This window comes from uncultured Ruegeria sp. (assembly GCF_947504215.1).
Lineage (GTDB): Bacteria > Pseudomonadota > Alphaproteobacteria > Rhodobacterales > Rhodobacteraceae > Ruegeria.
Map to the genome: position 1 here is coordinate 1 of NZ_CANNGO010000021.1, position 24,823 is coordinate 24,823.

Genomic DNA, 24,823 nt, shown 5'->3' on the forward strand with positions numbered 1-24,823 from the left:
CCGATGCCCGAAGGTCTTCCTCTCAGCAATCGCTCTCGCGGCGCTCGTAATTTACTGGCTATGAGTCCTGACCCTAGAACTCAATCCAGACCGTGACTGCGTCCTATATGCGACCAAGACACCATAAAGGCCTTCTTCAAATACTGAATTCTCGTGCATCTATTCTATCAAGCCAGAATTCTTTCCAGCTTTGACCAAAGGGGATGAGGCGTTACTATCTGAGTGCCGAGGAGTGCCGCTGCCATGGCGACCGCGGATCTGAGCATGTTTGCCTGAGGCCTCCCTGATAGATTTCTATTGGAGCAATGTGCCTATCCTAGACATCCGATATATGCGCGAAAATTCGAAATTTTGTACAGATCGTTCAACGATCTGTACAGCAGGGAATAATGGTGTATTTCTGAATTATGCTTGATCTTCTCAGTGATATTCTGACCAGTCTTTCGTTGCGCGGTTCACTCTATTTCCGTACGTCGTTCACCAAACCTTGGGGTGTGGCCGTTCCCAGCTTCAAGAACGTTGCGCGGTTTCATTTTGCACATCGTGGAGGGTGCCTTGTATTGGTCGATGGGGTGGAGGAACCTGTGTCGCTGGCGCAAGGCGATCTGATCATCATTCCGCACGGAACGTCGCACGATCTTTACTGTGGGCACTTGCACGAGAGTACAATCATGCCGTTGGATACGGTTTTGGAAAAGTCAGGCTATGAAGGTTCTGGCGTTCTCGTCTATGGCGGTGAGGAACCGCAAAGCGAGACACAACTGATCTGCGGTCATTTCTCTTTTGAACCTCACTCAAAGCACATCTTACTAGAGAGATTGCCACCCTTTATTCATCTCAAGAACTACGGCGAACACGCAGGTAAGTGGATGGAAGCCACACTTCGCGTCATTGGCGACGAGGCAGGAGGGCAACGGATGGGTGGCGACTTGATCGCCCTGAAGATGTCAGAAGCAATTCTCGCACAAGCGATTCGCAGCTTTGTTGAAAGCAATGATGCGCCGGAATGGGGGCTTGGCGGATTTGCTGACAACAACTTACGACGGGCGCTGGACGCGTTTCATAAAGAGCCTAACAAAACGTGGACTGTGGAGTCATTAGCCCAAGCCGCTGGGATGTCTCGAACGAGCTTCGCCGTTTTGTTCCAAAAGAAGATGGCAATGACTCCGATGGAATATGTCACGGGATGGCGTATCGAAATCGCCAAGAGACTGTTGATGAACCCTTTGAATACGCTGAGGGATGCTGCTGAGGCGGCAGGGTACGCTTCAGATTCAGCCTTCGTGCGCGTATTCAAAAAAGAAACAGGTTTGACGCCCGTTGGTTTCAAAAGATCTTTAGTATCCAGTAATTCGAAAATCTGAACGATCTGCGTTATAATGCGAACGCACGAATATGGTTCTGCGCATTCCTTGCACCTACTTTCATCCTATCGGTGCTGTTTTGCACGGCCAGCAAAAAAGGAAAGAGAAAGCCATGTTCCCAAGTTTCGTTACAAAATCCATTCACGCCTATCTCGACTATCCCGTGGCGCTCGGGTTGATCATCATGCCGTTTCTGTTTGGGCTGGGTGCAAGTAACCCGCTTGCGCTTTGGTTGTCCGTCGTCACAGGGGTTGCGGCATTTCTACTTACCATACTTACCGATCACCACTTAGGTGTGTTTCGCGTTTTGCCCTACCGCCTGCACCTGATCGTGGATGGTATGGTCGGTGTGGTTTTTGTTTTAGCGCCAGTTGTGCTCGGCTTCACCGGACTTGACTATTGGTACTACATGGCGCTTGGCGTGACGGTTCTGATGGTCGTCGGCTTGCATAAACCGGAATCAGAGGCCCTTTCAGCCTAACCTAAACCCACATGGCCGGTGCATCGGGTGCCGGCCAATTGGTACCGCATTGGTCAGGAAACTCTTATGCATTGTCTGCAAGTGGTGCTCGTTGTTGGAGACATATCCAGATCCATGCGTTTGTTGTTGTCATGTACCGCACGACGGTTGCGCGCGCCGAGGATATCATCTCAGATTTGCTGGAGGCGGTCACCAAGACTGCTGCGACGCCGCTGAAATCGCAAAAACTCGAAGGCGACGTGGCCGCTGACCAGGTCGTCCATCTATTTGGAAACCGTCAGGTTGTTCTCAATGTCCTGTGTGGATGGCTCCTGCATTGCAAGCGATTTCTGAGGCTGCGATGGTTTGTCAGTACAGTCGTGTGTCCGGCCTGTTTTCGTGGCGGTTGCCACTGGCCCTGATGAGTTCTGCGAGCAAGGTTCCTATCGGCTAAACGACCTCGGGGGCCGCGACATTGGTCGGAGTGTCCTTGCTCTTGGTTGACTTCGTTTCGCATCATCACATCACTCGTCTTGCATCTCTCGGCAGGATCAAGCGATCGGCTGCCGGTATTCCTGCTGTTTCGTCAGTAGCGCCGAGATGATCCGAGCGGATTTGTTGGCCATGGCGACTGTCGCCAGTCGGAAGGGCTTTTCGTCTAGAAGCTTCGCAGTCCAGGTGTCGGCTTTCTCTGGGCTGTTCTTGGCCATGAGCGCGCGCGACGTCATTCCGATGATCAGCAGTTTTCGGATGTAACGGTCACCCTTCTTCGTGATCCGCCCAAGGCGCTCTCGACCGCCGCTGGATTTGTTCAGCGGTGTCAGGCCCAACCAGGCGGCTAAATCGCGACCAGTCTCGAACTGTTTTGCATCGCCAATGGTGGCGACAACGGCCGACGCGGTGATCGGTCCGATCCCCGGCATGCGCATCAACCTACGTGCATCGGCTTCCAGCCATGCATGTTGTTCGATCAGTTTGGTCAGCCCATCAATCCGCGCATTGAGCCCGTTCAGTTGATGACACATCACACCAAGAATGCCGTCCGCGATCTCGGGCATTTCCAACTGGTCTTCGGTGCCGTGTTCCCGAGCGAACTTAGAAACAGCCTCGATACCCGTCGGCAGGATATGTCCAAATTCCCGGAGGATGCTGCGGATCATATTGACGACCTGGGTGCGCTGCCTAACGACCAGATCCCGCGCTCGATGGATGGCCAGTACTGCCTGTTGGTCTTCGGTCTTGATTTCGACAAAGCGCATTGTCGGCCGGCGCGCTGCCTCGCATACTGCTTCCGCATCTGCAGCATCGGTCTTTCCGCGCTTCACGTAGGGTTTAACATAGGCCGCTGGCATCAGGCGAACATCGTGGCCAAGTTTGCGCAGCTCGCGTGCCCAGTGATGCGCCGAACCGCACGCTTCCATGCCGACAACACATCTCGACAGCGTTTCGAAGAACGCCAGTAACTTCGCGCGCTTGATCTTCTTGTTGATGATCCGGCGTCCGGTGGCTGAAACACAGTGCACTTGAAAAACGTCCTTGGCCAAATCAAGGCCCACGGTCTTTACTGTCATTGGGTGGCTCCTTTCCTAGCAGTCGATGACAACTGCACTTTGGCACGTTCGATGCTGGCGGAGCAGGAGCCATCCACCTCATCCGCAATGACCAAGTTGCTTGGACAAAACAGATCGTTTCAGAACTCACCCAGATGAGTGAAAGCACCGAACACGCGAGAATGCTGCTCAAAGACATCCGCGCCTGCAATTTGTGCGCGGATTTGCCATTGGGCCCCTGTCCAATTGTCCATTTCAGCTCGATAGCCAAACTGTTGATTGTCGGTCAGGCACCACGACGTATCACGCGTACCAAGGGCATCCTGTTTGATGACCCATCCGGAGATCGCCTGAGATCTTGGTTGGGGGTTGAGCGCGACGTTTTCTATTAAAGTGAAAAAGTGGCGATTGTTCCAATAGGTTTCTGTTTTCCTAGGACAGGCAAAGCCGGCGACCTGTCTCCGCGCGCTGAAAGTGCTTCGGCTTGGCGCAATCGCATTTTGGAAAGCCTGAGTTCGCTAGAACTGACGTTGATCATTGGGCGCTACGCCCTCGACTGGCATTTGCCCGTGTTAGGCGGCACTACGGTGACCGCGGCAGTGCGGTCCTGGAAAGATGTTTTGGTCGCAGCAGATGATCCTGTCGCACCAAGTCCCAGGAACAACCGATGGCTCAAGTACAACCCGTGGTTCGAGCAAGGTATCACTCCGGTTTCGCGAGAACGCGTGCAACAGCTGGTCTAGGTCATTTGATCAGCCCCACAAGAACATCCAAGTCTGTTTTGAACTCGTGTCGGGCCTTTGCGGAAATTCTGCCACCTTTCGGTTTGTAACCACATCTCCGCATTTAAATCTTAGATCGTTCGAAGTTATTATCATGTCGTACAAGTATTAGTCGGTTTCATTGATCTAAAAAGCCAAAATAGTATGTCAAGTGGCACGGGCTAAGTGTTTCGATAATCGAGCCTCCCAAAATCACAGTCAAAGGAATGACCAATGATCAAGAACCTCGTAGTTGCCGCTGCCGTCATGGCTGGAATCGCATTAACGGCGCCTGCCGCAATGGCTGCCGATGAAAACAATGTCTCCATAGGTATCACAGCCGCAGGAGCTCCGCTGGGTCTGCATGGCGTAGATCCAGTTGAGTTTATTGCGAGCGCAAACCCGGTTGAAGGCTCCGCAGCTTTTGCCTCGGTTCATGACGGTGTTGCGTACTACTTCACCAATGAAACGAACCTGAAGGCCTTTGAGGCCGAACCTGCCGCTTATCTGCCGCAAAATGGAGGGTTTTGCACCTATGGCGTATCGGTTGGGAAAAAGTTCGACGGCGATCCAGAATACCACGCGGTGATCAACGACAAGCTCTACGTTTTCTTGAACCGAGAAATCTATGATGCGTTCGACAAGGATCGCTCCGGTACAATCGCCAAAGCGGCGGCAAACTGGAAAGATATCCGCAGCACCCCTGTTGGCGATCTCTGAACCGTCCGTGATCTCTCAAAGGTCAATGCACTCGTCAGGGGCGGCAATTTTGTCGCCCCTGACGAGGAGTAGGGTTCCGAGGAAATTCGAGCATCGTTTATCAAAGGAGACATTACGAGGGCTTTGACGAGTGGCAGAAATGTCCGCGCGTCGTGAGTTTGTCGGAGGCGCGGCGAACAGCAGCTCATCCCAGACCGGCCGTTCGGGATCGTGCCGCGAAGGTCGGGGACAGCCCATTTCGTCAGAATCGCGCTATGCGGCGGCTGTCGGCTGGGCTTTGAGAGCAATTGAAGGGCTACTGAGTTGGGCTTCTAACCATACCAACAAGATGAGACAAATCTCCCTTAGCTCACGCCGCGATTGGTTCCAAAACCTGAAAACGAAGCAGAACCATGACCTGGCAGACGCAGAACATCCCAACACTGGTTCAGAAACTTGGCATTGCCCCCAGAAATTGTTAAAGGCTTTTGACGATCTCTGGAACGAGCATCATGGCAGGCAAACGCAAACCGCGTGGGACAGGGCATTCAAAAGCAAAATGCACAAGGCTATCAACGTGTCTCCTAGTGACCAGGCGTTTGCAAAGATCGGAACATACGATTTCCTATCTGTCGATATTTTTGACACGGTACTGTTTCGGCACTGTAAATCTCCTGTCGACGCATTCAGTTTCATGTCAATGCAGGATCCGGTAAAACAGGTAACTGAGTTCTTTAAAGACTACCGTGTAGCGGCCGAAAATTTAGCGCGGGAGGACGCCTCCAATAAGAAGCGCGAAGATGTTTCGCTCGATGAGATTTACAATTGTTTCCGGCAGTTGACGAATTGCAGTCATCAACAAGCTGAACAAATCAAGCGGCTCGAACTTGAAACTGAAATGGACTTGCTTCATGCGACGAGCTTTGGCCGCAAGTTGGTTGCGCACGTACAGGAAACGAACAAACGATATGTCATTACTTCGGACATGTACCTGCCGCAGGATTTTCTTGAACGGGTTTTGCGGGCAAAAGGAATAACCGGCTGGGAACGTGTCTTCGTCTCCAATGAACAGGGTAAAACCAAGCACACGGGAAGTCTGTTCGACGACGTAGCCGCGCATTTCGACGTACCGAATGAAAAAATTCTGCATATCGGTGACAATCGGCATGCCGACGGTAAAATGGCTGTCAATGTTGGCTTGCAGTCTCACTTGGTTCCGGCCAGTAAAGACGTTCCCTCAAGATCTCCCAAACCAAAGCGCCATACTAAACTGCTGGCGGGAACGCGCCCGATATTGCAAATCTTTGCGGCGAACTTCCTGGAAACACACCACTACGATTCCGACAAGCTGGACTTCCGTGCTTTGTCCGAAGACCAGTATTTTGAGGCGTTCGGCGCTCTCATGGTCGCGCCGTTAATCACGTCTCTGTTGATTTGGACGAAACAGGAACTGGACAAGAGAAACATTTCACGAATCGCATTTCTTGCGCGCGACGGCATGTTTCCTAAAGCGGCTTTTGAACTATTGTGGCCGGACGGATATGAAACCCAGTATGTAGCGGCTTCGCGGCGGCTGCTAACCTTACCCTTTACGGTGCTGGACTCCGAAACCATGGGTGGGATGTTCCACGCCACTTTGGAGGGGTCTGACACAATAAACGAGTTCATTAAGAAGATATCTGGGGGACCAAAACTTCAGGCGCTGTTTGACAGTCATGGCTTTGTTGGCACCGAAGAGCTCTCGCGAAAAGGAAGAAAAGCAGCGCTAGGCCTGCTAAAAGAAAACCCTGATACCTTCTATCGATCTTTCGAACACGAGAGATCCGTGCTGACCAGATACTATCGTACTGCCTTTCCCGCGGGCACCAAGACTGCGACATTTGATGTCGGCTGGCGCGGCAGTCTTCAGCGTGCAATGTGCGAGATTGTCGACAAAGATGCACATATCTTTGGGCTGTATTTCGGAACAAGCAAGCATGCGACATCGATACTTCAACGTAATGGTCTCGAATATGAAAGCTACGCAACATCCAATGGGTTGCCAGTCTTTAAGCAACCTTGGTTCGATGAATTTCGAGATATTGTTGAGTTTATTTGCTCGGCAGACCATGGAAGTTTGTTGCGAATTCGCGAAGACGAAGCCGGCGAAATGTCTTGGGAATTGTCGGATGTAAGCGACTCAGAGGCCCAAAACCTTCAGCGCGCCGCGCGTATTCAAGATGCCGCGTTGCGTGCAATATCATCCGTTTTGCAAGCCATCCCAACGGATTCATTGGCCAAGTATACAGATCCAAAGGATGAGCTGGACATGCGGCAATTCTTGAGCAAGCCGCATCGTCAGGACGCCATCCGCTTCAAGAATGTCAGGGTTTTTGCGGGTGTCGGCGATTCAGCTGGTGAAAGCCTGACACGAATTGGTGAGCTGAATACGCACTACCGCAATGCAAAGAACAGTCGCTGGCGCGCCGCTTATGGCGCGCAGCTAAATCCTATAGCATTCGCTTGGCTAAAGTTCGTTTTGCGCAAAAGAAAGAAGATCAAACTATAGTTGCAGCAACATTCAGCGGGCCGCTCTGATTTCACGGTCACGACGTTTCTTTGTGTTGGCCGGAATGTCATAGGTAAAGTGCTGCTCCAATTCCGGCGCTTTTCCCCCAATAAATGAGCAACTTCCTGGAACGCCGACATCTGGGTACTTCTCGCCGAGATGTTTTATTCCGCGCCAATACCTCTCGGTGACAAATCCTTTTGAGTAGTGCTGGAATTCCAGCGGAACAACTAAGACTGGGATACCGAAGTTCTCCTGAGCATTGATACAGAGGTCTTCCGCATAGAGATCGAATGTCAGGTTCTCATCAAACCGCAGACCTGGCCTGTCCCGCAGAAGTTGCGTGTGAAGTAGAATGGCCACGCAATCCAGTGTTTCGACCCAAGTCGGAGCAGTTACAGGAAGACCGACATATAGAGCTTTTGAACCATTTTTTTCGCTACATCGGTGCCGACCAATCCCATTTGGTTGGTGGCCGTCCATTTTGACGCCGAAAGTGCCGTACACAGCTTCTTTTGCCAGGTTTTCGGTGCTGAACAATTCACCCTGCACTTCGAAGTCCTCGTGAACAAAGAAGAGCCACGCGTCTTCGTCCAGGTGCTTTTCAATAATTTCGTTGTAGATTATCGGCAATCCGGCGGCCCGGCCGCGATTGTCGATGAGGTGAATGCTCTGCCTAGACAAATTCGAGTTCTTTTCAAACAGGTCGGTCGCCATTTTTTCATTCACATACGGAACGAAGATCTGCAATGGATCTCTATTCGAGCTATTCATTTGCGGGCCTCAGTCAGTTTTTCCGTCGCAAGTAGCGCCGGATTGAGTTCCAGTAAGACACTTTCATGGGGTGGCGAAACATCGTACGACGCCAATCCATCTGGTCGATATCATCGCGCAGTGATAAACGCTTTACGGCGTCTGGAAGAAGTAGGTCATAGTTCCGTAGCTGCTGCAGATGATTGTTCTGAAGGTCAGCGAGCGACTGGTCTGATGTCCTATCGGCGTTCCAGAAATGGCCGATACTTCTCCAAGTGCCAAGGTCCGGGTGCAGAGAATGCGGCACACCTTCGAAAGCACTATACTCTCGTTTTGTAGGAGCTGATATCAGGCGGGAAAAACAAAGCCGGTTATAGTCTGCCAATTCCTCGGCATCCAGGGCATCCACCCTAGAGTACACTAAACTAAGAAAGTCCAGAGCACCGCGTTGAACGGTCTGCATCGCAAGATTTCTAATCTGCACAGCCGAGATGACGTTTACATTGGCAGGCGCGAGTTCGCCCGTCTCTGTCCTTACTGTGAAAATTCCGGAAGTTGGCCGTGAGAATAACAATTCAACCAACTCGGCGCATTGCACGAGTGTCGCTTCGTAGTCGGCTGTCATCGGCCCGCCAAACAAGTAACCTGAAGCCTCTCTTGTAGCGCTCGTATTGGTTTTTATCCCCAGGCGATATCCGTGCACACGTTCGCTGATCAACTTTTCGAACACGTTGGAAGCGTTCAGGTCCCAATCGACATCCACGATGGCGACACTTTGATGATCCTGATCAAACCAGCTATTTATGTTGTCCCTGAGTTGTGCGTGATCTGCCGTTGGTGCTTCTAAGAGCGCTTCGTGACTGAAGCCGGTTACCTCTAGAATCGATACTTCGGGAACCGGAAGTTGAAGGATGTCGATAGCCCGTTCGATGATGTACCCGGCACGTTGAGGTAACAATATCCGATCGACATCGTCTTGGTTCGCACATTCTGAGATGTAGTTGCAAAAACCAAGTAACAAGGGTCCGCCCATATTGAAGCCATAAGTGTAAAGATCAGCTTCCTCTGGATCGACATGTGGAAGGCGGGCGGCGATATGACCCCGGATCAGGCTTGTGGTTAAGCTGTCCTCTCCGATACCAGTGTTGCTGAATGGGATATCGTCTTGCTGCAGGCAGTCCGGGAGCGGTTTCACGTGTACGGCGAGGATATCGCATGCGAGCGCATTTTCGACATCCGCGACCAGGTCAGCACCAAAATGGAGAACACGGTGCGGCGCGGTGCCTTCCTCTTTGGTCATGAACGAAAAAATACGCCCATTAAATTTTCCAAGCCCCTCACGGCGATAATCACAGGAGGTATACTGTTCATCCAGTTCAATCCCGTTCGCCTTAAGCAGGCGGGTGGTCTGGATCTTGCTCAAGTATGAGTCGCTCAGACCAATCACTCGTTTGTCTTTTTGCCGAGCTATCTCAAGAATCAATACTATGGCAGAATCCGCATAGCTGAACTTTTCTTCGGCGAGTAGTTCATCGCCTGGTTTCACTCCGTGGCCCGGAAAGAGAACCGAAAGTACTTCGTAAATCTCTTCTAAGCTAACCTCAGGGGCTTCGTCGGACCCAAACCGACGCCGAGCAAGCTGTTCAGCTTTCTGTCGGGCTGAACAAAAACCCACGACATCAAACTGTTTTTCCAAGTACCCATAAACATCTACCACGCTCAGCGCGTAACGCGCTAACAGCGTTCCGAACACGTCAAACGAGATGATGTCGTGGTTATCAATCAGGCGAGATATTGTGGAAAGGGTATGCCCGGTGCGCCGAACGATTTCGGCTTTGTTGTGTTCTGGTGAAGGCATGGATCCCCCAGCGTGAGATGTAATTCAGATTCAGTTCACCTTTACCAAGACAAACAGACAACGACCAGCGGTGACACTGAAATCAAGGCCTCGTGCTCATCAGTGCGTATGCACTATTGTTTTCGTCTACGGGCAACAGCTTTCTTCCTAAAAAACTTGCTACATCAAACTGACAAAACCACAATCTCAGAAACTCGGGCACGTTCAAAAAGCTCCAATTCGTTGGGATTCGAATGCTTGCGACTGGGCCGGGAAAGTTAACTTCGAACTTGGGCGGGGTGTTGCCGATGGCCAAACCGGGCTTTGGACAAATATGCGAACCAAAGCCTATTTTGGATGTTGAGGAGCGCTGGCGATTACGTTAGCCCATTCTTATCCCAGCTTGCGCAGTGGGTTTGCACAGATAGGTATTGCTTACTATGGAATTTACATCCCTCTCCACACCAGAGGTAAAGCTGATTGCACCTAGGCGTTTTGGCGACCACCGGGGGTTTTTCGAAGAAACATATAATTGTGATCAGTTTTTCGCTGCCGGAATCGAAACTATCTTTGTCCAGGATAATCATTCCCTATCAAGCGAGGTTGGAACAGTCCGAGGCCTGCACTTTCAGGCACCTCCTAGGGCGCAGGTGAAGCTTGTGCGTTGTGGCCGCGGAAGACTGTTTGATGTCGTGGTGGACATTCGCAAGGGATCTCCGACCTTTGGTCAGTGGGTCGGCGCGGAGTTGAGTTTTGAAAATGGTCTCATGCTTCTGGTTCCTGCTGGGTTTGCCCATGGTTTCATGACGTTGGAGCCTGATACAGAAATCGTATACAAATGCTCCGATACTTACGCGCCCGAAACCGAAGGCGCGCTGCGCTGGGATGATCCAGAAGTCGGTATCGATTGGCCGTTGAAAGAGATAGAAAAAAAACTGTCGGACAAGGACCTCATTGCGCCACTCCTATCAGAACTCGACACTCCTTTCACGTTTGAGGACGTAACATGAAACTTATGGTTACCGGAGGCGCGGGCTTTATTGGTTCAGCCGTCGTTCGTCGCGCCATCGCTCAAGGCCATTCAGTAGTGAACGTGGATTCACTCACCTACGCGGCCTGCCTCGACAATGTCGCCTCGGTCTCAGACGCGCCGGGTTATGCCTTTGAACAAGCCGACATTCGGGACGCGGAAGCGATGGCACGCGTACTGAGAACCCACAAGCCCGAGGCAATCATGCATCTCGCGGCTGAAAGCCATGTTGACCGGTCGATCGATGGCCCCGCTGCCTTTATCGAAACCAATGTGACAGGCACGTATGTTCTGCTTGAAGCAGCACGCGCCTATTGGACCGAAGCAGGCAAACCCACCGACTTTCGCTTTCACCATATCTCGACCGATGAAGTTTTCGGATCATTGGGTGAGACCGGCTTCTTCACAGAAGAAAGCCCGTATAAGCCAAATTCGCCTTATTCGGCGTCGAAAGCCAGTTCGGACCATCTTGTCCGTGCCTGGCAAGAAACCTATGGGTTGCCTGTTGTTTTGACCAATTGTTCAAACAACTACGGACCATACCAGTTTCCCGAGAAACTGATACCGGTGGTAATCCTTAAAGCACTTTCAGGACAACCTATTCCGATCTATGGAACAGGCGACAACATTCGCGATTGGCTGCATGTCGAAGATCATGCTGAGGCGCTGCTGCTGGTTCTGGAAAAGGCCGCTGCCGGATCATGCTACAACATCGGCGGCGAAAATGAGATGACGAACCTCGACTTGGTGAAGATGCTCTGCGGCATTCTGGACCGGCTGCGACCAACGGAAAGCTCCTATGCAGAACAGATGACCTTCGTCATGGACCGCCCCGGACACGACCAGCGCTATGCAATTGATCCAACGCGGATCGTTGAAGATCTGGGATGGCGCCCAAAGCATACTCCGAAGACCGGCTTGGAACAGACAGTTCAATGGTATCTGGACAATGAGTCATGGCTGAATGCGCTGTTGGCGCGTGACGGTGTCGGAGAGCGCCTGGGTGTAGATAGATGAAGATACTTGTCTTTGGTCGCAGCGGGCAGGTCGCCACGGAATTGCAAAGACAAGCAGCAGTTCGCGGTATTGCCATAGAAGCGCTGGGCCGTACAGAAGCCGACCTAGCGAATGCGGCAATGTGTGCTGAACGCGTGTATGAATCCGACTCAGACGTGGTTATCAATGCCGCCGCGTACACCGCCGTCGACAAGGCCGAAGACGAAAGCGACCTTGCCCGGTTGATAAACGCTGACGCTCCCGGGGCGATGGCGCGCGCAGCGGCGGCTCGTGGCATACCATTTCTTCATGTATCGACGGATTATGTCTTTGACGGATCGGGCGATATGCAAAGAACGACAGAAGATCCGACGGGTCCGTTAGGTGTTTATGGAAACACCAAGCTGGATGGCGAGCATCAGGTTGCTGAAGCTGGCGGTTGGCATGCGATCCTGCGGACAAGCTGGGTCTTCTCGGCGCATGGAAACAACTTTGTAAAAACCATGCTGCGACTGGCAGAAAGCCGAGACCAACTGAGCATCGTTGCGGATCAGGTCGGCGGTCCTACACCGGCGGCGGATATTGCTTCGACGCTTCTGACGATGGCCCAGAACGGGTCCTGGGTTGAAGGGGGCTTGTTTCATTACGCCGGAACTCCAGATGCAAGTTGGGCCGATTTCGCGCGCGAGATTTTTTTACAGGCGGGCCTTGCGACCCATGTCGAGGACATTCCCACCAGCGCTTATCCTACGCCAGCCGCGCGACCCAGGAATTCACGCCTGGATTGCTCACGGCTTGAGAAAATTCATGGTCTTCCGCGGCCTGACTGGAAAGCGGGGTTGGCCGACGTGCTTTCTCAGTTAGGTCAGGTCAAAGCGCCATCTTCGAAAGGTTAAAACATGGAACGTAAGGGAATTATTCTTGCCGGCGGCTCGGGGACGCGCCTCTACCCGATTACGATGGCGATTTCGAAACAGTTGCTGCCGGTCTACGACAAACCGATGATATTCTACCCACTAAGCGTCCTGATGCTGGCGCAAATCCGTGAGGTTGCGATCATCACAACGCCACAGGATCAGGAACAGTTCATTCGCCTTTTTGGTGACGGAAGCCAATATGGGTTGAGCCTGACATGGATCGTGCAAGATTCTCCTGATGGGCTGGCCCAAGCCTATACGCTGGCAGAGGATTTCCTTGCCGGTGCGCCTTCGGCAATGATCCTAGGGGACAACGTTTTCTTCGGCCACGGGCTGCCGAGCCTATTGGCCGATGCAGACGCGAACAAGCGGGGTGGGACGGTTTTTGCCTATCGCGTCGCCGATCCTGAACGTTATGGGGTTGTGGCCTTTGAAGGAAAAAAGGTTCGGGAGATCATTGAGAAACCGAAAGATCCGCCGTCAAACTATGCGGTCACCGGTCTCTATTTCTTAGATGGCGATGCACCGGCGCGGGCCAAGCAAATCAAACCGTCGGCACGAGGTGAGCTTGAGATCACGTCACTATTGCAGATGTACTTGGATGAAAATCTGCTCGATGTTCAAACCATGGGCCGGGGCTTTGCATGGCTGGATACCGGAACACACGGCACCCTGCTTGAGGCGGGAAGCTTTGTACGTACCTTGACCGAACGTCAGGGAATGCAGACTGGCAGCCTAGACGAAATCGCATGGAGTAACGGGTGGATTGATGATGCCGCCCTTGAGAAGCGCGCGCAAATGTTTGCAAAATCAACCTATGGCACGTATTTGGCTTCGCTCCTAAATGACTGAGTTTGGTCCGGCTTTAAATAGCAGGGCTTAAGACCATATTCGCACCCTTTTTGAGCACGAGCCAGTTCTAGGCCGGAGGGTCTCTGGCCTGACCGTACTGCTTTATGTCTGCGTGTTACGGATCATGTCATGAGACATGAATACATAATAACAGCCTTTATCGGCGGTCTTATTTGGGTCAACGAAGCGAAGACCAAGTGGATTTATCGGCACGGGCAGCGATGCGCCCAAGCCGCGTCTGCATCGCGACAACGGGTCAAGCTAAATCTCTGCTGGTCTTGCTGAATGGCCGGAAGATCAGCATATCCGAGACATGCCATATCATCCGCAGCCCCTGTGCAAGAGCAAGCGCTGGCGCCAAACCCTCAAGACCCGCATTCTGTTGAAAATAAATACTAAAATTTGGTACCCGCGGCCGGACTCGAACCGGCACGGCCTTCCGGCCCAGAGATTTTAAGTTACTGTGCCTGCGATATTTTGTGGTCCAATAGCACCTATTGAGGGTCCGCAGGGCCAAGAAAACAAGACATCATCGTCTCAAAGCACATCCTGAGACTTCTCAGGACCTAACTGAAACATGGCCTGAAACATGGCCTACGGAGGCGATCAAAGATGACCACGAAACTCACACAGGCAATAGTATATGGGCTGGCCGAGGATCATCCAACTAGCGCTCAGATCTACGACAGCGAGGCGAAGGGCCTGCGCCTCGTCGTGGGCAAGCGCAGTATATCCTACAAGCACGTCGGGCGCATCAACGACGGTACCGACCGCTACGTGTCCATCATGATCGGCAGGACGGATGAGGTGTCGCTGCGCGGTGCTAGGGAGCGCTCGGCTGAGCTCCGGCTGGCGTTGCGGCGCGGTGATGACCCGAGGACCAAGAAGGTCGCGGTGCCGACCATCGCGGATGCCCTTGAACGATATCTAGAAGGACGGCCCGATCTGAGTGAACGTACGGCCTCGTGGTACCGTCAGAAGGTGAACGGATCGCTGAGCTCCCTTCGCAAGCTGCCGGTAGATCGGATCGACCGCGAAGCTGTAAGGTCCCTCCATGAGCGGCTGACCAAGAATTCTGGCCCCTACTGTGCGAACGGAGCCATGCGCGTTCTCAAACTGCTTCTGAACGACGTCGCCAGAACGCACGATCTTCCGCCAAACCCAGTGACGCGCGGCGTACGCATGAACAAAGAGCGGGCGCGTGACTGGGCAGTTGGCCCCGATGATATGCCCCTGCTTTGGCGAAGGCTCGACTCGATGGAAGACCGGGTCCGTCGCGCCTGCTGGCTGCTGATGCTGACCACGGGCCTTAGGTCCACGAACGCTCGCTCGGCGAGGTGGGAACATCTCGACGACGATGGAGTCTTGTTTATCCCGCGAGCTAAGTCGGGACGTAGTTTTCACCTGCCTTTGCCACGCCTCATGATCCAAGAACTCGGTGAGGTGCAAGACCTGACCAAACCTTTTGAGAGTCCCTTCATCTTTCCGTCAACCACAGCTAAGTCAGGGCACATTGAGCAGATGGTTCGAATTAAGTCTTTTCCCTACGCGCCGCATCAGATGCGTCATACTTATCGGACACATGCATTAGAGGCTGGTGTGGATTTTCAATCAGTTACGATGTTGATGGACCACGCCAATACCCATGTATCATTCAGCTACGTAACCCGAGCGCACTTGATAGGTCATCTCCGGGAGTGCCAGGAACGGGTGTGTTCTCGTTTGAATTCGTATCGCCAATTAAATTTCGGGCAACGATAGAATGAGAGGGCCTAACTCAAATTTCCCACGAATTGCCCTTCAACTCGCCACTAGTTGACTTTGCTTGGTTCAAGGCTAACCGACAAATTCTTTAATACGTCGCTGATTGAGCATTTGATTTACCCGGTCCAAGCCAAACTTGAAAACTGAAGCAGAAACGGGCATCCTCTACAAGGAATGCCAAGGCCTCAACGAATTTTGATTTTTGTTATTCAATAAAACTGATGAGCGGATGTGGTGGTTAGAACCTTAACGGAAGCATTGGACTACGCGCTGAAAAATCGGCCAGCAGATCAAGTGAACACATTTGGTGCCGCTGGCGTTAGAACGCTTTTTCCTAGCAGTGAAACTATCTCCTCTTTGTCATTTGATGGTCCGGGGACAGAGCCTTTTTTTCTGCCAGATTTTCTGAATGCTAAAGGCGAAAACTCCATTTCGCGCATGTTCTCGCTACCTTTTGGTGAAAGAGCCTCAAATCTGGTCGGCAACGAAGAGAAAACGTTAGAACGCTGCCGCACTCTTTCGGTCGAGATTATCGCCGAGGCGCTGTTGCGCGACAAACGCTTCCCTAGCGAGTTGGTGCAGGTCACCCATGGCGACCTCGACAATCCGCCGCTATTCATAGTGATGAACCCAGGGATGGAGGACGTCAATGAAACCCGGGTAGTCACAGATGAGCTTGAAATACCTACCGAGGAATTGCTTGAGGCCGCCGTGCGTTTGGCGGATCGCGTCAGTTACGAGTTACATATTGTTTTGATGAGCTTCCTTAGCGGTGGGCTTGACGGTTTGGCCCAGCTCTTTGCAATATGCCGCCCCGAAGTCGTTATGACTCGAAATCCCGAGATGGAGGACATTTGCCTACCCGATCCGTCTCTAAAAATCACCGGCAAAATGCCCGGTACCGTCGGCATCGTTTGCGAAGACAATCAGGGCGTGATAGGCGTGACCACTGCTTGGCATGTCGCGGGCAATACAGGCGACGTTGTCGATGTGGATGGGCACAACGAAATCGTAGGTCCCGTCAGTCAGGTTCAAGACATTGCTTTCATTCCGATCAACGGCAATCGTCCCAACACTGTTTCGCGCTTGGTCATGAAGGGCTACGGCCCACGCCATCAGGGGCTTCTCGAATTTGAAGGTGCTGTGACCGGAAAGGAAAGCGCACTGCTTGTGACTGTCTCTCCGGGGCTGCTCAGCCGAGACCCCTTGAATCGACTCACGTTGCGAACCGAAATGAAGGCTAACGCTGGTGACAGCGGTTGCGCGCTGCTGGAGGGTAATGAGGTTGTCGGCTTTGCACTTCGCAATACCAAGCCAGGCCAATACCCAGAATTCACTGAGTGGATTTGGGCCGACAACGCTCTCGCCGCCCTCAACCTATCTCCGCTTTAGACTGTGCCGCTCTTTTGAAAGGGACTACTACATGGGATTCATTACTAGTTTGCTGAGGAAGATTAGGTCCGCCCCACCAACCGACTACACTATCCTAAGGAATTTGGTGGATCCCGACTCAGGGATCGCAGGGTTAGAAATTAAACCAGACGAAACTTACATCGAAGTCTTCGTGGAGAGTATGCGTTTGGCCGAAGGGCGACGTTTTGCTACTCAATTCAATGGGATGATCTACAGCTTTATCTCTTTTGCGCGCGCCGGAGAAGCTACTGCAGAAATGGCCTCGGTTACAAAACCTGGTAAGCTTGCTGAACTGGACCCTAAGAACCTTGATCGAGTGATTACAGTCGAAAACAAGCTCTTGGGCGCAGTACCCTGGCGTGGAGGCACCTTGGGGCTAGAGTTGGGTCTCTTTTCTGTCAAATCAGTGAATTTGATGTCGCCGATACTTGATTATGTCACTCGCGTCTCTGAAGCAGGCGGTATCTCCTTCGTGGGCAAAATCAAACCATTCTTACCACTCATCACAGAAGGATTGGATCTGATTGCTGGGCAGACGCAAAATGTCGCCATAGAGGTCGCGCTTGACGCGGATCTCACACTCGTTCAAAGCGAGTATATCGCCATAGTAGCCTGCAAACGTGGACAAATCGCCCCTGCCGACGTGACGTTAGATCCTGCTGATCGACAACTGCTAGTAAAGGGGAAACCTCTCAAGGACGGCTACTGCGTTCTTTCACTGCGGGCTACGCCGGAGAAAGCCGATTACGGCGAAATTCCCGAGCTCGCCTCAGCCTATACAAACTTCCGCGACGAAATGAAGTCAGGCAAACGCAAAAACGCCGAAGAGGCAAAACAAGCTCTGCGCGTCGCGATATACACTTCGCCCGATCTAATCGAATCCGACAAAGACAGACTTGTTGCGCTCAACGAAAAGGAGTTCAATCGCATCTTCACAGGTGGCCCGATTGGTGGACACGACGTGGCGCCACCGCCGGAAACTCTCTATGGTCTCAAATTATACGGATCTTGGTAATTTCCCAATATTGTAGGATCATATCGCGCCAAACAACTTGAACGAACTAGATGTCAACACAGGAACAGCATACACTTGAGTGTTTACTCGCTCATTACCATTCACAGTGATAAAGCTAGCAAGACTTTACAGTGATTTACGCAGAATCTGTTCCCAAACTTTCTATGACGTTCTTCTCGGTATCAAACAGCTCTTCGAGTTGAGTTTCGAATTGTTCATTCACTTCTATTTTGTGTTGCTTCGTCTCACTTAGCTGGCGGCGTAATTCACTTATTTCAGGCGTTTCTGAGGCTCCTTGCGCCTCCATTGCCACAATAGCGCTTTGAATCTGGTTTATTGCCGCATCGAAGCTTGAGATCGCACTCTGTTTACTGCTGTTCAAAGAACCCCTAAGACAATCAAAATATGCGGAAACTTTGGGAACAACTTTTTGTTTTTCCTCTTCCCTAATTAGCTCGATTTCAGATTGCATTTCTGCTGAAAGATGTGCGAATTCCTCTTGCGCTTGCGCAGCACGTCTCTTTTCATCTTCTTGATTTATGTATGCTTCAATCAATTTGAACTGTGGCAAATGCAGCTTTGCTTCGCGTTGCGATATCTTGAACTCCGGCAGTTTAAGGACAATTTCTTGTTTACCCATTGTGAATTCAGGAACCTTGAATACCACTTCGTGTTTCTCCATGTACGGCACGGGGACATCCGCGAAAATATCCGTCCACTTCACAGTACATTTTGGAGGCCCTTTGGTCTTTACGGTGCCGTTAAAGGGAATTTTCGTCTTTATCCACGTCGGTTCGCAGATTGTCTCTGGCTTCTGACCGATCTTCTTACGCTCCATCCGAACCGAGGGAGTCTCAAAAACAATTCTCCGATCCTTCATGGTTACTTCGGGAATGCTCAGCGATAACTTCCTATCAACAAAACCTACCTTGAACTCTGGAATTAATATGCTGGTTGGTTCCCATTTCACTTCAAACTTGAACTCAGCAAAGGCGTCGTCAAATTCCTTTTGCTTTTCTCCTGTGGTTTCTTCAAATTCCTTGGTTTTCTCGCCGATCCGATTTTCTACGTTGGCTCCAAAAACCTCTAGCCCAGTTTCAAATTCCCCTGCTTCTTTAGAGCATGCGTCCATCTCAACGCCTCCAATACGATTGATGTAATCTATTAGCTTGAACTAAATTTCCATGGATATTTTCGCTCGAATCAGTGTTTAGGTCAAGTCTTGCAGCAGATGACAGGGTTGTGAACAAGTGAATTATTTTTCTCCTAGATGAAAAAATGCTGCAGGAAAAGATCAGTTATTTGGCGCATGAATAATGTAGGACCAAACTGAATTCGAATAGCGCGCGCAAGCAAGCGGGTATAAATGATTCCCCGCTCGTTATTCATTGAACAAATAAGGTCACAATAGGCGGAAGCAACGGTTAACGGAGCACAGCAGTTGATCCATTATGATACTGACCTGCATACCTATGGGAAGCGAAGATGGAACAGATTTTTAAACGGCTCGAGCGAATAGAAGAATTGCTTTCAGCCGACAAGACAGGCTCGCCAAGGCATGAGTATCTTAACATTAAGGCTGCGGCCGACTTCATTGGGATTAGCCGCCAGACCCTGGACAAATGGCGCATGGAAGAACGGGGGCCTGCGGTTCACCGTGTCGGACGCCGGGTGATGTACTCGGTTTCTGACTTGCGCTCATTCATGGACGAGCACCGCCATGGGACGCATCGATAGCACCCCGACCACTAGTAGGCAGAGCAAGAATTCTTCGAAGGACAATTGACTTAATTCAGAACCGCAATCCGACAGACCTCTGCGGTTGCCCGGCAACTAATAGTTTACTGGGGGATTGACACGGTTGATCAATGATTCTGCCGAGACCGGTTCGGACATGGCTGACCCGCACAGACTTTCGCGGACGATGCGGGTCAGAAAGTTGCTGAAATCCACACCGAGGGAAAAGTCGATGCTTGAGATAAATAATGCCACAAAGGCACTAATCAAAGAACCCTTGTTGGGCGGGTTATGGGGCGATTTGAGCAATGCAGGTCCAGCCGTTGCCAAACCAAGAAACACTCTATTGATCAGGGCCGCAAGTGAGGAGCGAACCAGCGATTTCCCGCACTTCTCCATTATTCAGAAAGGTCTGATCTGCCAACACCCCAGATGGCTTTCCCTTGCCATTCAAGCTAGGTCGGGGGGGCGAGCAAAATGAGGCCGCGCAGCTATTCGCCTGATGCAGTCGTTGACTTTCTGAGTATTTGCTCGCCTGCGCGTCACGAGTTTTCAGTTTTGGTTCACTCGCTTCGAGACGCTTGCGCTGGAGTTCCGGCTGCACGTTTCATGGTTCAGGATTTTTTCGCCTATTTTTCGCGTGTTGAGATGGCTGGAGAGGGCCCGTCAGCCGAAGAAATCAACGAATGGTGGGATGATGGCATAGAAGGCCTCTCTCTGGAGCAATTGGCGCTTACTGAAGCCGAGATATATCGCGATCTTGCGTTTGATTTTGAGTTAGGGCCCGTTGAGAACCATCCCGACGTTGTCACGACTTTCGTTTCCAAATTTCAAAGCTTCGCTGAACGCTTCGAGGCTTGGGCAGCGATAACGAGAGAAGACTATCTGGATGTACTCAATCGAGAGATTGCCGAGGAGGCCTCAACACTTGAGGCCGTCATTGAGAGAACTAACCGTGAGTACTTCACGATAACCAAAGACGGTGGATACTCGGTGGGCCGAGAACAGTTGAATCCAACCACGGGCCATCGGGAAGTCAAATTCTTTACCGAAGGCGCTATCAAAAAAGACCTCGATAGAAAGAGGGTAGAAGTTCCTGAGTCAGACGGGAAGTCCAAACTTGTTGGTATCGGTACTGCTTGGTTAACGCACTCGGAGCGTCGTCACTACCGGCACCTAACATTTGATCCCAATCACAGCCTTCACGAAGGCGTCGGTGACAACCGTACCTTCAATTTGTTCAGGGGCTTCGCTGTCGAGCCCGATCCGTTGGAAGATTGGTCACCGTTGGATCACCTCATTCGAGATGTCATTTGTGGTGGCCACAAGGAGCAGTATGATTTCATCATCAGGTGGGCGGCCAAGATGGTTCAGTACCCCAGTGAACCAGCAGGAGTCGTACTTTCGATTCCAGGCCCAAAGGGCTCGGGCAAAGGTACGCTCGGTCGCGCCCTCGTCGGCCTTGTCGCACCACACGGAAAGCAGTTGACCCAGCCGGAGCAGCTCACGGGTAAATTCAATAAGCATCTTGCAGAGACGATCGGACTGTTCGTCGATGAGGCATACTGGTCAGGAGACAAAAAGGCAGAGAATGCGTTAAAAGCGCTGATCACGGAGCCGACCTTTATGTGTGAACCAAAGGGTGTCGATTCATTCGAGGTAAACAATCATCTTCACATCGTTATGGCGACAAACAACGATTGGGCGGCGCCCGTAGAGTTTGGAGATCGACGTTATGCAGTCTTCTCACCCGAGCCAGAAGCCGTGTCGGAGTTCAAGTCCCGGATAGGATTCGGTCGTATTCTCGAGGGCCAAGGGCGTGTGAAGCGCTCTATCCTGGCAGGCATGATGTCCAAACTGATGCGTGTAGACGTTAATGGATGGCGAGCGGATGAACACATTCCCGTTACGGATGCCCTAAGGCGGCAGCGCGCCTTGACCGCCCAGCAAGATCCAATGCTCGGCTGGTGGGAGTCGGTACTTCAGCGGGGAGGGCTCGATCGGCTTCGAATTCCGGGCTGGCCCTCAGCAATCGGCGAGGTGTCTCCGTCAATAAAGGACGAGCTTGAAGTCGACATTCGTTCATACCATCAACAGCAGCCATATCGAGTGCACATTCCCGATAAGTCGGCAATCGGAAGATGGCTGAAAGAAAAATTTAAGTATCAGATCGACGGAAATGTGGGCGCGGGCCCCGAAAGACGTCGTGGCTGGATACTGCCGACACTGGCTCAGGCCAGGAAGGACTTTGAAGACCTCCTGGGAACTGGAACTATTGAATGGGAGCCTTTTGGTGATACCGAAGGCTGGGGCGATGACACTTGAGTTTCATAGGTCGGATGTCGCTCACGAACAGTACTGAAGACCTACGGAAACCCAAAAACAGGCACATCCATTGAGCAACCTGAGTAATTGAGTTTTATTTCGGATAGCATTGCAACAGCCGAGTTTGGCATTCACCGGTGCTCAATCAGGTCAAATGTATCCAACCTATCTTCTATTTGATTTCCGAAGTTGGTTACTCGACTTACTCAGGTTACTCAAAGACACATTTATTTTAATAATTTCAATAGCCTAGAGTGGATCAGCGGTCGAATGCTGGACGAGTGATTGGGTGGGTTTCAGCAACTGGAAAAGCTGTGGCTGCTCTGGAACCTCACATCCATTGTGCAACGTTGGCATCGTCGGCCCGGAACACTTGGCATATCTGTTCGAGGCGGTTGAGACGAACCGGCCATATTTATTTCGCCGAGGACCTAAGGACACCGGATCCCTCGTTCCGCTTGGGGCACCGAAAAGTCCAACCGAAACAAGGCCCTGCATGTGGTCAATTTCTAGGCCCTGCCATGGGCCCGAAACAGGTGAATTATGGGGAATGCAGCAATACAGATCAGGCCCGCAGCAAGAGCCGATGCACCGAGCCGGTACCGAACGCGCTCCGAGATACCTTCGGACGTGGACGAGCGATTCCTGTCGGCGCTGTCAGAGTTCGGCCAGGTCACCTACGCTGCGAACGTCTCCGGCATGGCGCGGCGCTCCCTCTACGAGCGGCGGCGACGTGACCCCGAATTTGCAGCCAAGTGGGACGAGGCCATCGACACCTTCGAGGAGACGCTGACGCAGAGGGTCATTGCCACTGCGCTCCACATGGGTACAGGCCGCTGGGTCCCTGCCACAGACCCGGACACGGGCGAGGCAGAACTTGACGAGGACTTCGAGCCGGTGATGCGTTTCGACTGTTCGAACGTGGACCCGAGGATTGCGGTGCGCCTCATCGGCCTGAGGATAAGCGGCGTGAACGAGGCGGCGACGGTCGCCATCCAGAACAACGTCGTGGCCCCGTCCGCGCCCAAGCTGGTCTCGGGTGCCCCGATAGACGTGGATGCGATACTCGCCGAATACGAGGACCTTGGCATCGATGACGAATAGAGTCGCAGAACAGGGACCTGCGGTATCGGTCGAGGTGCTGTTCGTCGACGGTACGGTGCTGCTTACCGACGAAGGTCTTACCTGCAGGGCTGCAGCGGACGCTCAGCACCTGTTCGAGGAGATCGACGGATCCGAACCCAGGTTGCCCTACCGTGATGCGGCGGCGCGACTGTGTCAGGCCCGTCGCCTTGCCGCCGATGGCTCGCTTACCGTAGCTGATCGCCGCCGCCTGCTGGAACACGTGACGGACACGCCGGTGCTCTCGTCCCCCGAGGTCCACCCGGTCATCTCCGTCGAGTTCGTCGAGCCACCGGATTGGATGGTCGTCGAGGCACTGGCCGACGACGCCTGGCTTGACAGCGCACCCTCTCCGCTACTGACCACCACGACGACTCGGACCGACGACGGCGCTGCCGTTGGATGTTGTGCTGCTCGGTTCGCAGATGAGACCCAGCGTGAGCAGGCCGTTCGACGTATAGCTAGCGATCATCGCCTCTCGTCCAGCCAGCGGCGCGCCATCTGTGAGCGTATTGCCAGGACACCCGTGTTCGCTTCCTGAAGCAATCGGCTGCTCGGGTCGAACTGCTGGTCTACATCCCGCGACCGCAGCCAGCACAGTGAGTGCATGCTAAGAGGAGGCAAACGAGATGTTCGAACGGACCAGAGTCTTAATTCTAAGTGATCGGAACGCGGCGCGAGAGGCGCTGCTTAAGGAGATGGCCGAGGACGAGCGCCAATCGGTCGAGGCGGAGCTCGACGCCCTAGAGCGTGAGGAGGCCGACCGGGTCGAGCGCGAAAAAGCGCGGGCGCGACAGGCAGAGGCACTCACGGACGCTCGGAAAAAACTCGCGGATGCCAGAAATAGCCAGCACAAGTGGGCCGATTCATTCGACCGGGCACTGTCGGATGCCTGCAAAGCATTTGAGGCGCTCGAGGAACTTTCGGTGGAGGTCGCGAGGCTCGAGAATTTCACCGGCGACGGCAGTGGCAAGAGACCGGTGATCGTCGGTCACGCGAGAACCGGAGCGCTGGTCGCGGCCTTCTGGGATCGCGCGCGCCCGCTCGCGAAACGGATCGGCCTTCGTCCGGTGGCGGGTACGAACAAAAGCATAAAACCACTCGCATCGATTTACCCCGCAGATAGGCGTTGAGTGCTGGTTCGAAAAGCACGGAGGCAAATTCGCGTTTGGGCGCCGATGGCCACTTTTCGGCTATGCACTCCCAAAAACCCCGAAACCATACGAAATGGAGGAGAGAACGTGACTAAGGACATCCACCTACAGACCAGAGGACAGGTCATGGAGTGCCTGAACAAGGCGGCGCATACGGTCGCCGTCGATTCCAATCGGAAATTGGATCGGCTTACAGCGGCCCGCGCAGATAAGACGGGTGAGCCCTATCTGAAAGCTTACGAGGCCGTCTGCGAGGCGCATCCAGAGCTCACGGAACATGCGCTCGGCGGCACCGCTGGCTTCCAGCCTGAACAGCTACCACTGAGCCACGAGGAGATTGAGTTCGATCTGGCCGTCAGGAACAGCAATGAGTCGAGAGCCCTAAAAGCTGGGCTTGACGCTAAGACCGCGGACCGGGAGACGATGCGACGGGCCCAGGAGGAGCAGGTCCGCAGCGCGAGGAGCGGTCGCCTGTTGAGCCTTCCGGACGCAATCGAGATCGTTCGGGGCAGACACACCTAAAGAC

General features: G+C 52.6%; 22 protein-coding genes and 1 pseudogene. 19 read left to right on the plus strand and 4 right to left on the minus strand.

Annotation, left to right across the window (positions count from 1 at the left end):
• Positions 1-407: 407 nt before the first annotated feature.
• Together Q1B21_RS21470 and Q1B21_RS21475 are read left to right on the plus strand one after the other, a co-directional pair.
• Positions 408-1,364: an AraC family transcriptional regulator gene (locus tag Q1B21_RS21470; protein ID WP_299893010.1), complete on the plus strand. Its 957-nt coding sequence runs from the start codon at positions 408-410 to the stop codon at positions 1,362-1,364.
• A gap of 112 nt (positions 1,365-1,476) precedes the next feature.
• Complete coding sequence (locus Q1B21_RS21475; protein ID WP_299893012.1) at positions 1,477-1,845, plus strand: hypothetical protein; 369 nt, start codon at positions 1,477-1,479, stop codon at positions 1,843-1,845.
• A 530-nt stretch (positions 1,846-2,375) separates the two neighbouring features.
• On the opposite strand, the gene Q1B21_RS21480 is transcribed toward Q1B21_RS21475, so the two are convergent.
• Positions 2,376-3,395, minus strand: coding sequence for an IS110 family transposase (locus Q1B21_RS21480; RefSeq protein WP_299893014.1), 1,020 nt, complete (start codon positions 3,393-3,395; stop codon positions 2,376-2,378).
• A 134-nt stretch (positions 3,396-3,529) separates the two neighbouring features.
• Between Q1B21_RS21480 and Q1B21_RS21485 the strand changes: the two genes are divergently transcribed.
• The 3 genes from Q1B21_RS21485 (at position 3,530) to Q1B21_RS21495 (ending at position 7,382) form a co-directional block, all read left to right on the plus strand.
• Complete coding sequence (locus Q1B21_RS21485) at positions 3,530-3,766, plus strand: uracil-DNA glycosylase family protein (protein WP_299893016.1); 237 nt, start codon at positions 3,530-3,532, stop codon at positions 3,764-3,766.
• 603 nt (positions 3,767-4,369) lie between these two features.
• The gene (locus tag Q1B21_RS21490) at positions 4,370-4,855 is read left to right on the plus strand and encodes a YHS domain-containing (seleno)protein (protein ID WP_299893018.1); all 486 of its coding nucleotides are present in this window, start codon (positions 4,370-4,372) and stop codon (positions 4,853-4,855) included.
• 139 nt (positions 4,856-4,994) lie between these two features.
• Positions 4,995-7,382 (plus strand): hypothetical protein, encoded by a 2,388-nt coding sequence (locus tag Q1B21_RS21495; protein ID WP_299893020.1) that lies wholly within the window; start codon positions 4,995-4,997, stop codon positions 7,380-7,382.
• Positions 7,383-7,394: 12 nt separating this feature from the next.
• Here Q1B21_RS21495 and Q1B21_RS21500 read toward each other — a convergent pair whose 3' ends face one another.
• Both Q1B21_RS21500 and Q1B21_RS21505 read right to left on the minus strand, forming a co-directional pair.
• Positions 7,395-8,132 carry a hypothetical protein gene (locus Q1B21_RS21500; protein WP_299893022.1) on the minus strand — a complete coding sequence of 246 codons (738 nt, stop codon included), beginning with the start codon at positions 8,130-8,132 and terminating at the stop codon, positions 7,395-7,397.
• A 37-nt stretch (positions 8,133-8,169) separates the two neighbouring features.
• A complete protein-coding gene (locus tag Q1B21_RS21505) occupies positions 8,170-9,993 on the minus strand; it encodes a hypothetical protein (protein ID WP_299893023.1) in 1,824 nt (607 codons plus the stop codon).
• A 419-nt stretch (positions 9,994-10,412) separates the two neighbouring features.
• Between Q1B21_RS21505 and rfbC the strand changes: the two genes are divergently transcribed.
• From rfbC to Q1B21_RS21545, 8 genes and pseudogenes are all read left to right on the plus strand, one after another.
• Positions 10,413-10,982, plus strand: a complete 570-nt coding sequence (rfbC, locus tag Q1B21_RS21510; protein ID WP_299893025.1) for a dTDP-4-dehydrorhamnose 3,5-epimerase — start codon at positions 10,413-10,415, stop codon at positions 10,980-10,982.
• A complete protein-coding gene (gene rfbB / locus Q1B21_RS21515) occupies positions 10,979-12,019 on the plus strand; it encodes a dTDP-glucose 4,6-dehydratase (RefSeq protein WP_299893026.1) in 1,041 nt (346 codons plus the stop codon). The genes rfbC and rfbB overlap by 4 nt, the downstream gene beginning before the upstream one ends.
• Entirely contained in the window at positions 12,016-12,894 is an 879-nt protein-coding gene (gene rfbD, locus Q1B21_RS21520; protein ID WP_299893028.1) for a dTDP-4-dehydrorhamnose reductase, read from the plus strand. The genes rfbB and rfbD overlap by 4 nt, the downstream gene beginning before the upstream one ends.
• A gap of 3 nt (positions 12,895-12,897) precedes the next feature.
• Entirely contained in the window at positions 12,898-13,767 is an 870-nt protein-coding gene (gene rfbA / locus Q1B21_RS21525) for a glucose-1-phosphate thymidylyltransferase RfbA (protein WP_299893029.1), read from the plus strand.
• Between the two features lie 229 nt (positions 13,768-13,996).
• Positions 13,997-14,155 (plus strand): annotated as a pseudogene (locus Q1B21_RS21530) (IS3 family transposase); the annotation flags it as partial.
• A 224-nt stretch (positions 14,156-14,379) separates the two neighbouring features.
• On the plus strand, positions 14,380-15,528 hold the full coding sequence (locus Q1B21_RS21535; protein WP_299893032.1) for a tyrosine-type recombinase/integrase: 1,149 nt from the start codon (positions 14,380-14,382) through the stop codon (positions 15,526-15,528).
• A gap of 261 nt (positions 15,529-15,789) precedes the next feature.
• Positions 15,790-16,923, plus strand: a complete 1,134-nt coding sequence (locus Q1B21_RS21540) for a hypothetical protein (protein WP_299893033.1) — start codon at positions 15,790-15,792, stop codon at positions 16,921-16,923.
• A gap of 106 nt (positions 16,924-17,029) precedes the next feature.
• Positions 17,030-17,959: a hypothetical protein gene (locus tag Q1B21_RS21545; protein WP_299893035.1), complete on the plus strand. Its 930-nt coding sequence runs from the start codon at positions 17,030-17,032 to the stop codon at positions 17,957-17,959.
• Between the two features lie 136 nt (positions 17,960-18,095).
• On the opposite strand, the gene Q1B21_RS21550 is transcribed toward Q1B21_RS21545, so the two are convergent.
• Positions 18,096-19,091: a hypothetical protein gene (locus Q1B21_RS21550; RefSeq protein WP_299893037.1), complete on the minus strand. Its 996-nt coding sequence runs from the start codon at positions 19,089-19,091 to the stop codon at positions 18,096-18,098.
• A gap of 353 nt (positions 19,092-19,444) precedes the next feature.
• On the opposite strand from Q1B21_RS21550, the gene Q1B21_RS21555 reads away from it, so the two are divergent.
• From Q1B21_RS21555 to Q1B21_RS21580, 6 genes are all read left to right on the plus strand, one after another.
• Positions 19,445-19,696: a helix-turn-helix domain-containing protein gene (locus Q1B21_RS21555; protein WP_299893039.1), complete on the plus strand. Its 252-nt coding sequence runs from the start codon at positions 19,445-19,447 to the stop codon at positions 19,694-19,696.
• A gap of 609 nt (positions 19,697-20,305) precedes the next feature.
• Entirely contained in the window at positions 20,306-22,021 is a 1,716-nt protein-coding gene (locus Q1B21_RS21560) for a primase-helicase family protein (protein WP_299893041.1), read from the plus strand.
• Positions 22,022-22,651: 630 nt separating this feature from the next.
• Positions 22,652-23,125, plus strand: coding sequence for a hypothetical protein (locus tag Q1B21_RS21565; protein ID WP_299893043.1), 474 nt, complete (start codon positions 22,652-22,654; stop codon positions 23,123-23,125).
• On the plus strand, positions 23,115-23,684 hold the full coding sequence (locus tag Q1B21_RS21570) for a hypothetical protein (RefSeq protein WP_299893044.1): 570 nt from the start codon (positions 23,115-23,117) through the stop codon (positions 23,682-23,684). Before Q1B21_RS21565 ends, Q1B21_RS21570 begins: the two co-directional genes overlap by 11 nt.
• A gap of 88 nt (positions 23,685-23,772) precedes the next feature.
• Positions 23,773-24,276, plus strand: a complete 504-nt coding sequence (locus Q1B21_RS21575; protein WP_299893046.1) for a hypothetical protein — start codon at positions 23,773-23,775, stop codon at positions 24,274-24,276.
• Between the two features lie 108 nt (positions 24,277-24,384).
• Positions 24,385-24,819 carry a hypothetical protein gene (locus Q1B21_RS21580; RefSeq protein WP_299893047.1) on the plus strand — a complete coding sequence of 145 codons (435 nt, stop codon included), beginning with the start codon at positions 24,385-24,387 and terminating at the stop codon, positions 24,817-24,819.
• The last annotated feature ends 4 nt before the right edge of the window (positions 24,820-24,823 follow it).

What these genes read in the sequence shown, in the direction of transcription:
- rfbC (WP_299893025.1), top strand. Translation starts at nt 10,413, where the DNA reads ATGGAATTTACATCCCTCTCCACACCAGAGGTAAAGCTGATTGCACCT.
- Q1B21_RS21475 (WP_299893012.1), top strand. Translation starts at nt 1,477, where the DNA reads ATGTTCCCAAGTTTCGTTACAAAATCCATTCACGCCTATCTCGACTAT.
- Q1B21_RS21505 (WP_299893023.1), bottom strand. Translation starts at nt 9,993, where the DNA reads ATGCCTTCACCAGAACACAACAAAGCCGAAATCGTTCGGCGCACCGGG.
- rfbA (WP_299893029.1), top strand. Translation starts at nt 12,898, where the DNA reads ATGGAACGTAAGGGAATTATTCTTGCCGGCGGCTCGGGGACGCGCCTC.
- Q1B21_RS21555 (WP_299893039.1), top strand. Translation starts at nt 19,445, where the DNA reads ATGGAACAGATTTTTAAACGGCTCGAGCGAATAGAAGAATTGCTTTCA.
- Q1B21_RS21535 (WP_299893032.1), top strand. Translation starts at nt 14,380, where the DNA reads ATGACCACGAAACTCACACAGGCAATAGTATATGGGCTGGCCGAGGAT.
- Q1B21_RS21470 (WP_299893010.1), top strand. Translation starts at nt 408, where the DNA reads ATGCTTGATCTTCTCAGTGATATTCTGACCAGTCTTTCGTTGCGCGGT.
- Q1B21_RS21570 (WP_299893044.1), top strand. Translation starts at nt 23,115, where the DNA reads ATGACGAATAGAGTCGCAGAACAGGGACCTGCGGTATCGGTCGAGGTG.
- Q1B21_RS21490 (WP_299893018.1), top strand. Translation starts at nt 4,370, where the DNA reads ATGATCAAGAACCTCGTAGTTGCCGCTGCCGTCATGGCTGGAATCGCA.
- Q1B21_RS21560 (WP_299893041.1), top strand. Translation starts at nt 20,306, where the DNA reads ATGGTTCAGGATTTTTTCGCCTATTTTTCGCGTGTTGAGATGGCTGGA.
- rfbD (WP_299893028.1), top strand. Translation starts at nt 12,016, where the DNA reads ATGAAGATACTTGTCTTTGGTCGCAGCGGGCAGGTCGCCACGGAATTG.
- Q1B21_RS21550 (WP_299893037.1), bottom strand. Translation starts at nt 19,091, where the DNA reads ATGGACGCATGCTCTAAAGAAGCAGGGGAATTTGAAACTGGGCTAGAG.
- Q1B21_RS21485 (WP_299893016.1), top strand. Translation starts at nt 3,530, where the DNA reads ATGAGTGAAAGCACCGAACACGCGAGAATGCTGCTCAAAGACATCCGC.
- Q1B21_RS21575 (WP_299893046.1), top strand. Translation starts at nt 23,773, where the DNA reads ATGTTCGAACGGACCAGAGTCTTAATTCTAAGTGATCGGAACGCGGCG.
- rfbB (WP_299893026.1), top strand. Translation starts at nt 10,979, where the DNA reads ATGAAACTTATGGTTACCGGAGGCGCGGGCTTTATTGGTTCAGCCGTC.
- Q1B21_RS21495 (WP_299893020.1), top strand. Translation starts at nt 4,995, where the DNA reads ATGTCCGCGCGTCGTGAGTTTGTCGGAGGCGCGGCGAACAGCAGCTCA.
- Q1B21_RS21480 (WP_299893014.1), bottom strand. Translation starts at nt 3,395, where the DNA reads ATGACAGTAAAGACCGTGGGCCTTGATTTGGCCAAGGACGTTTTTCAA.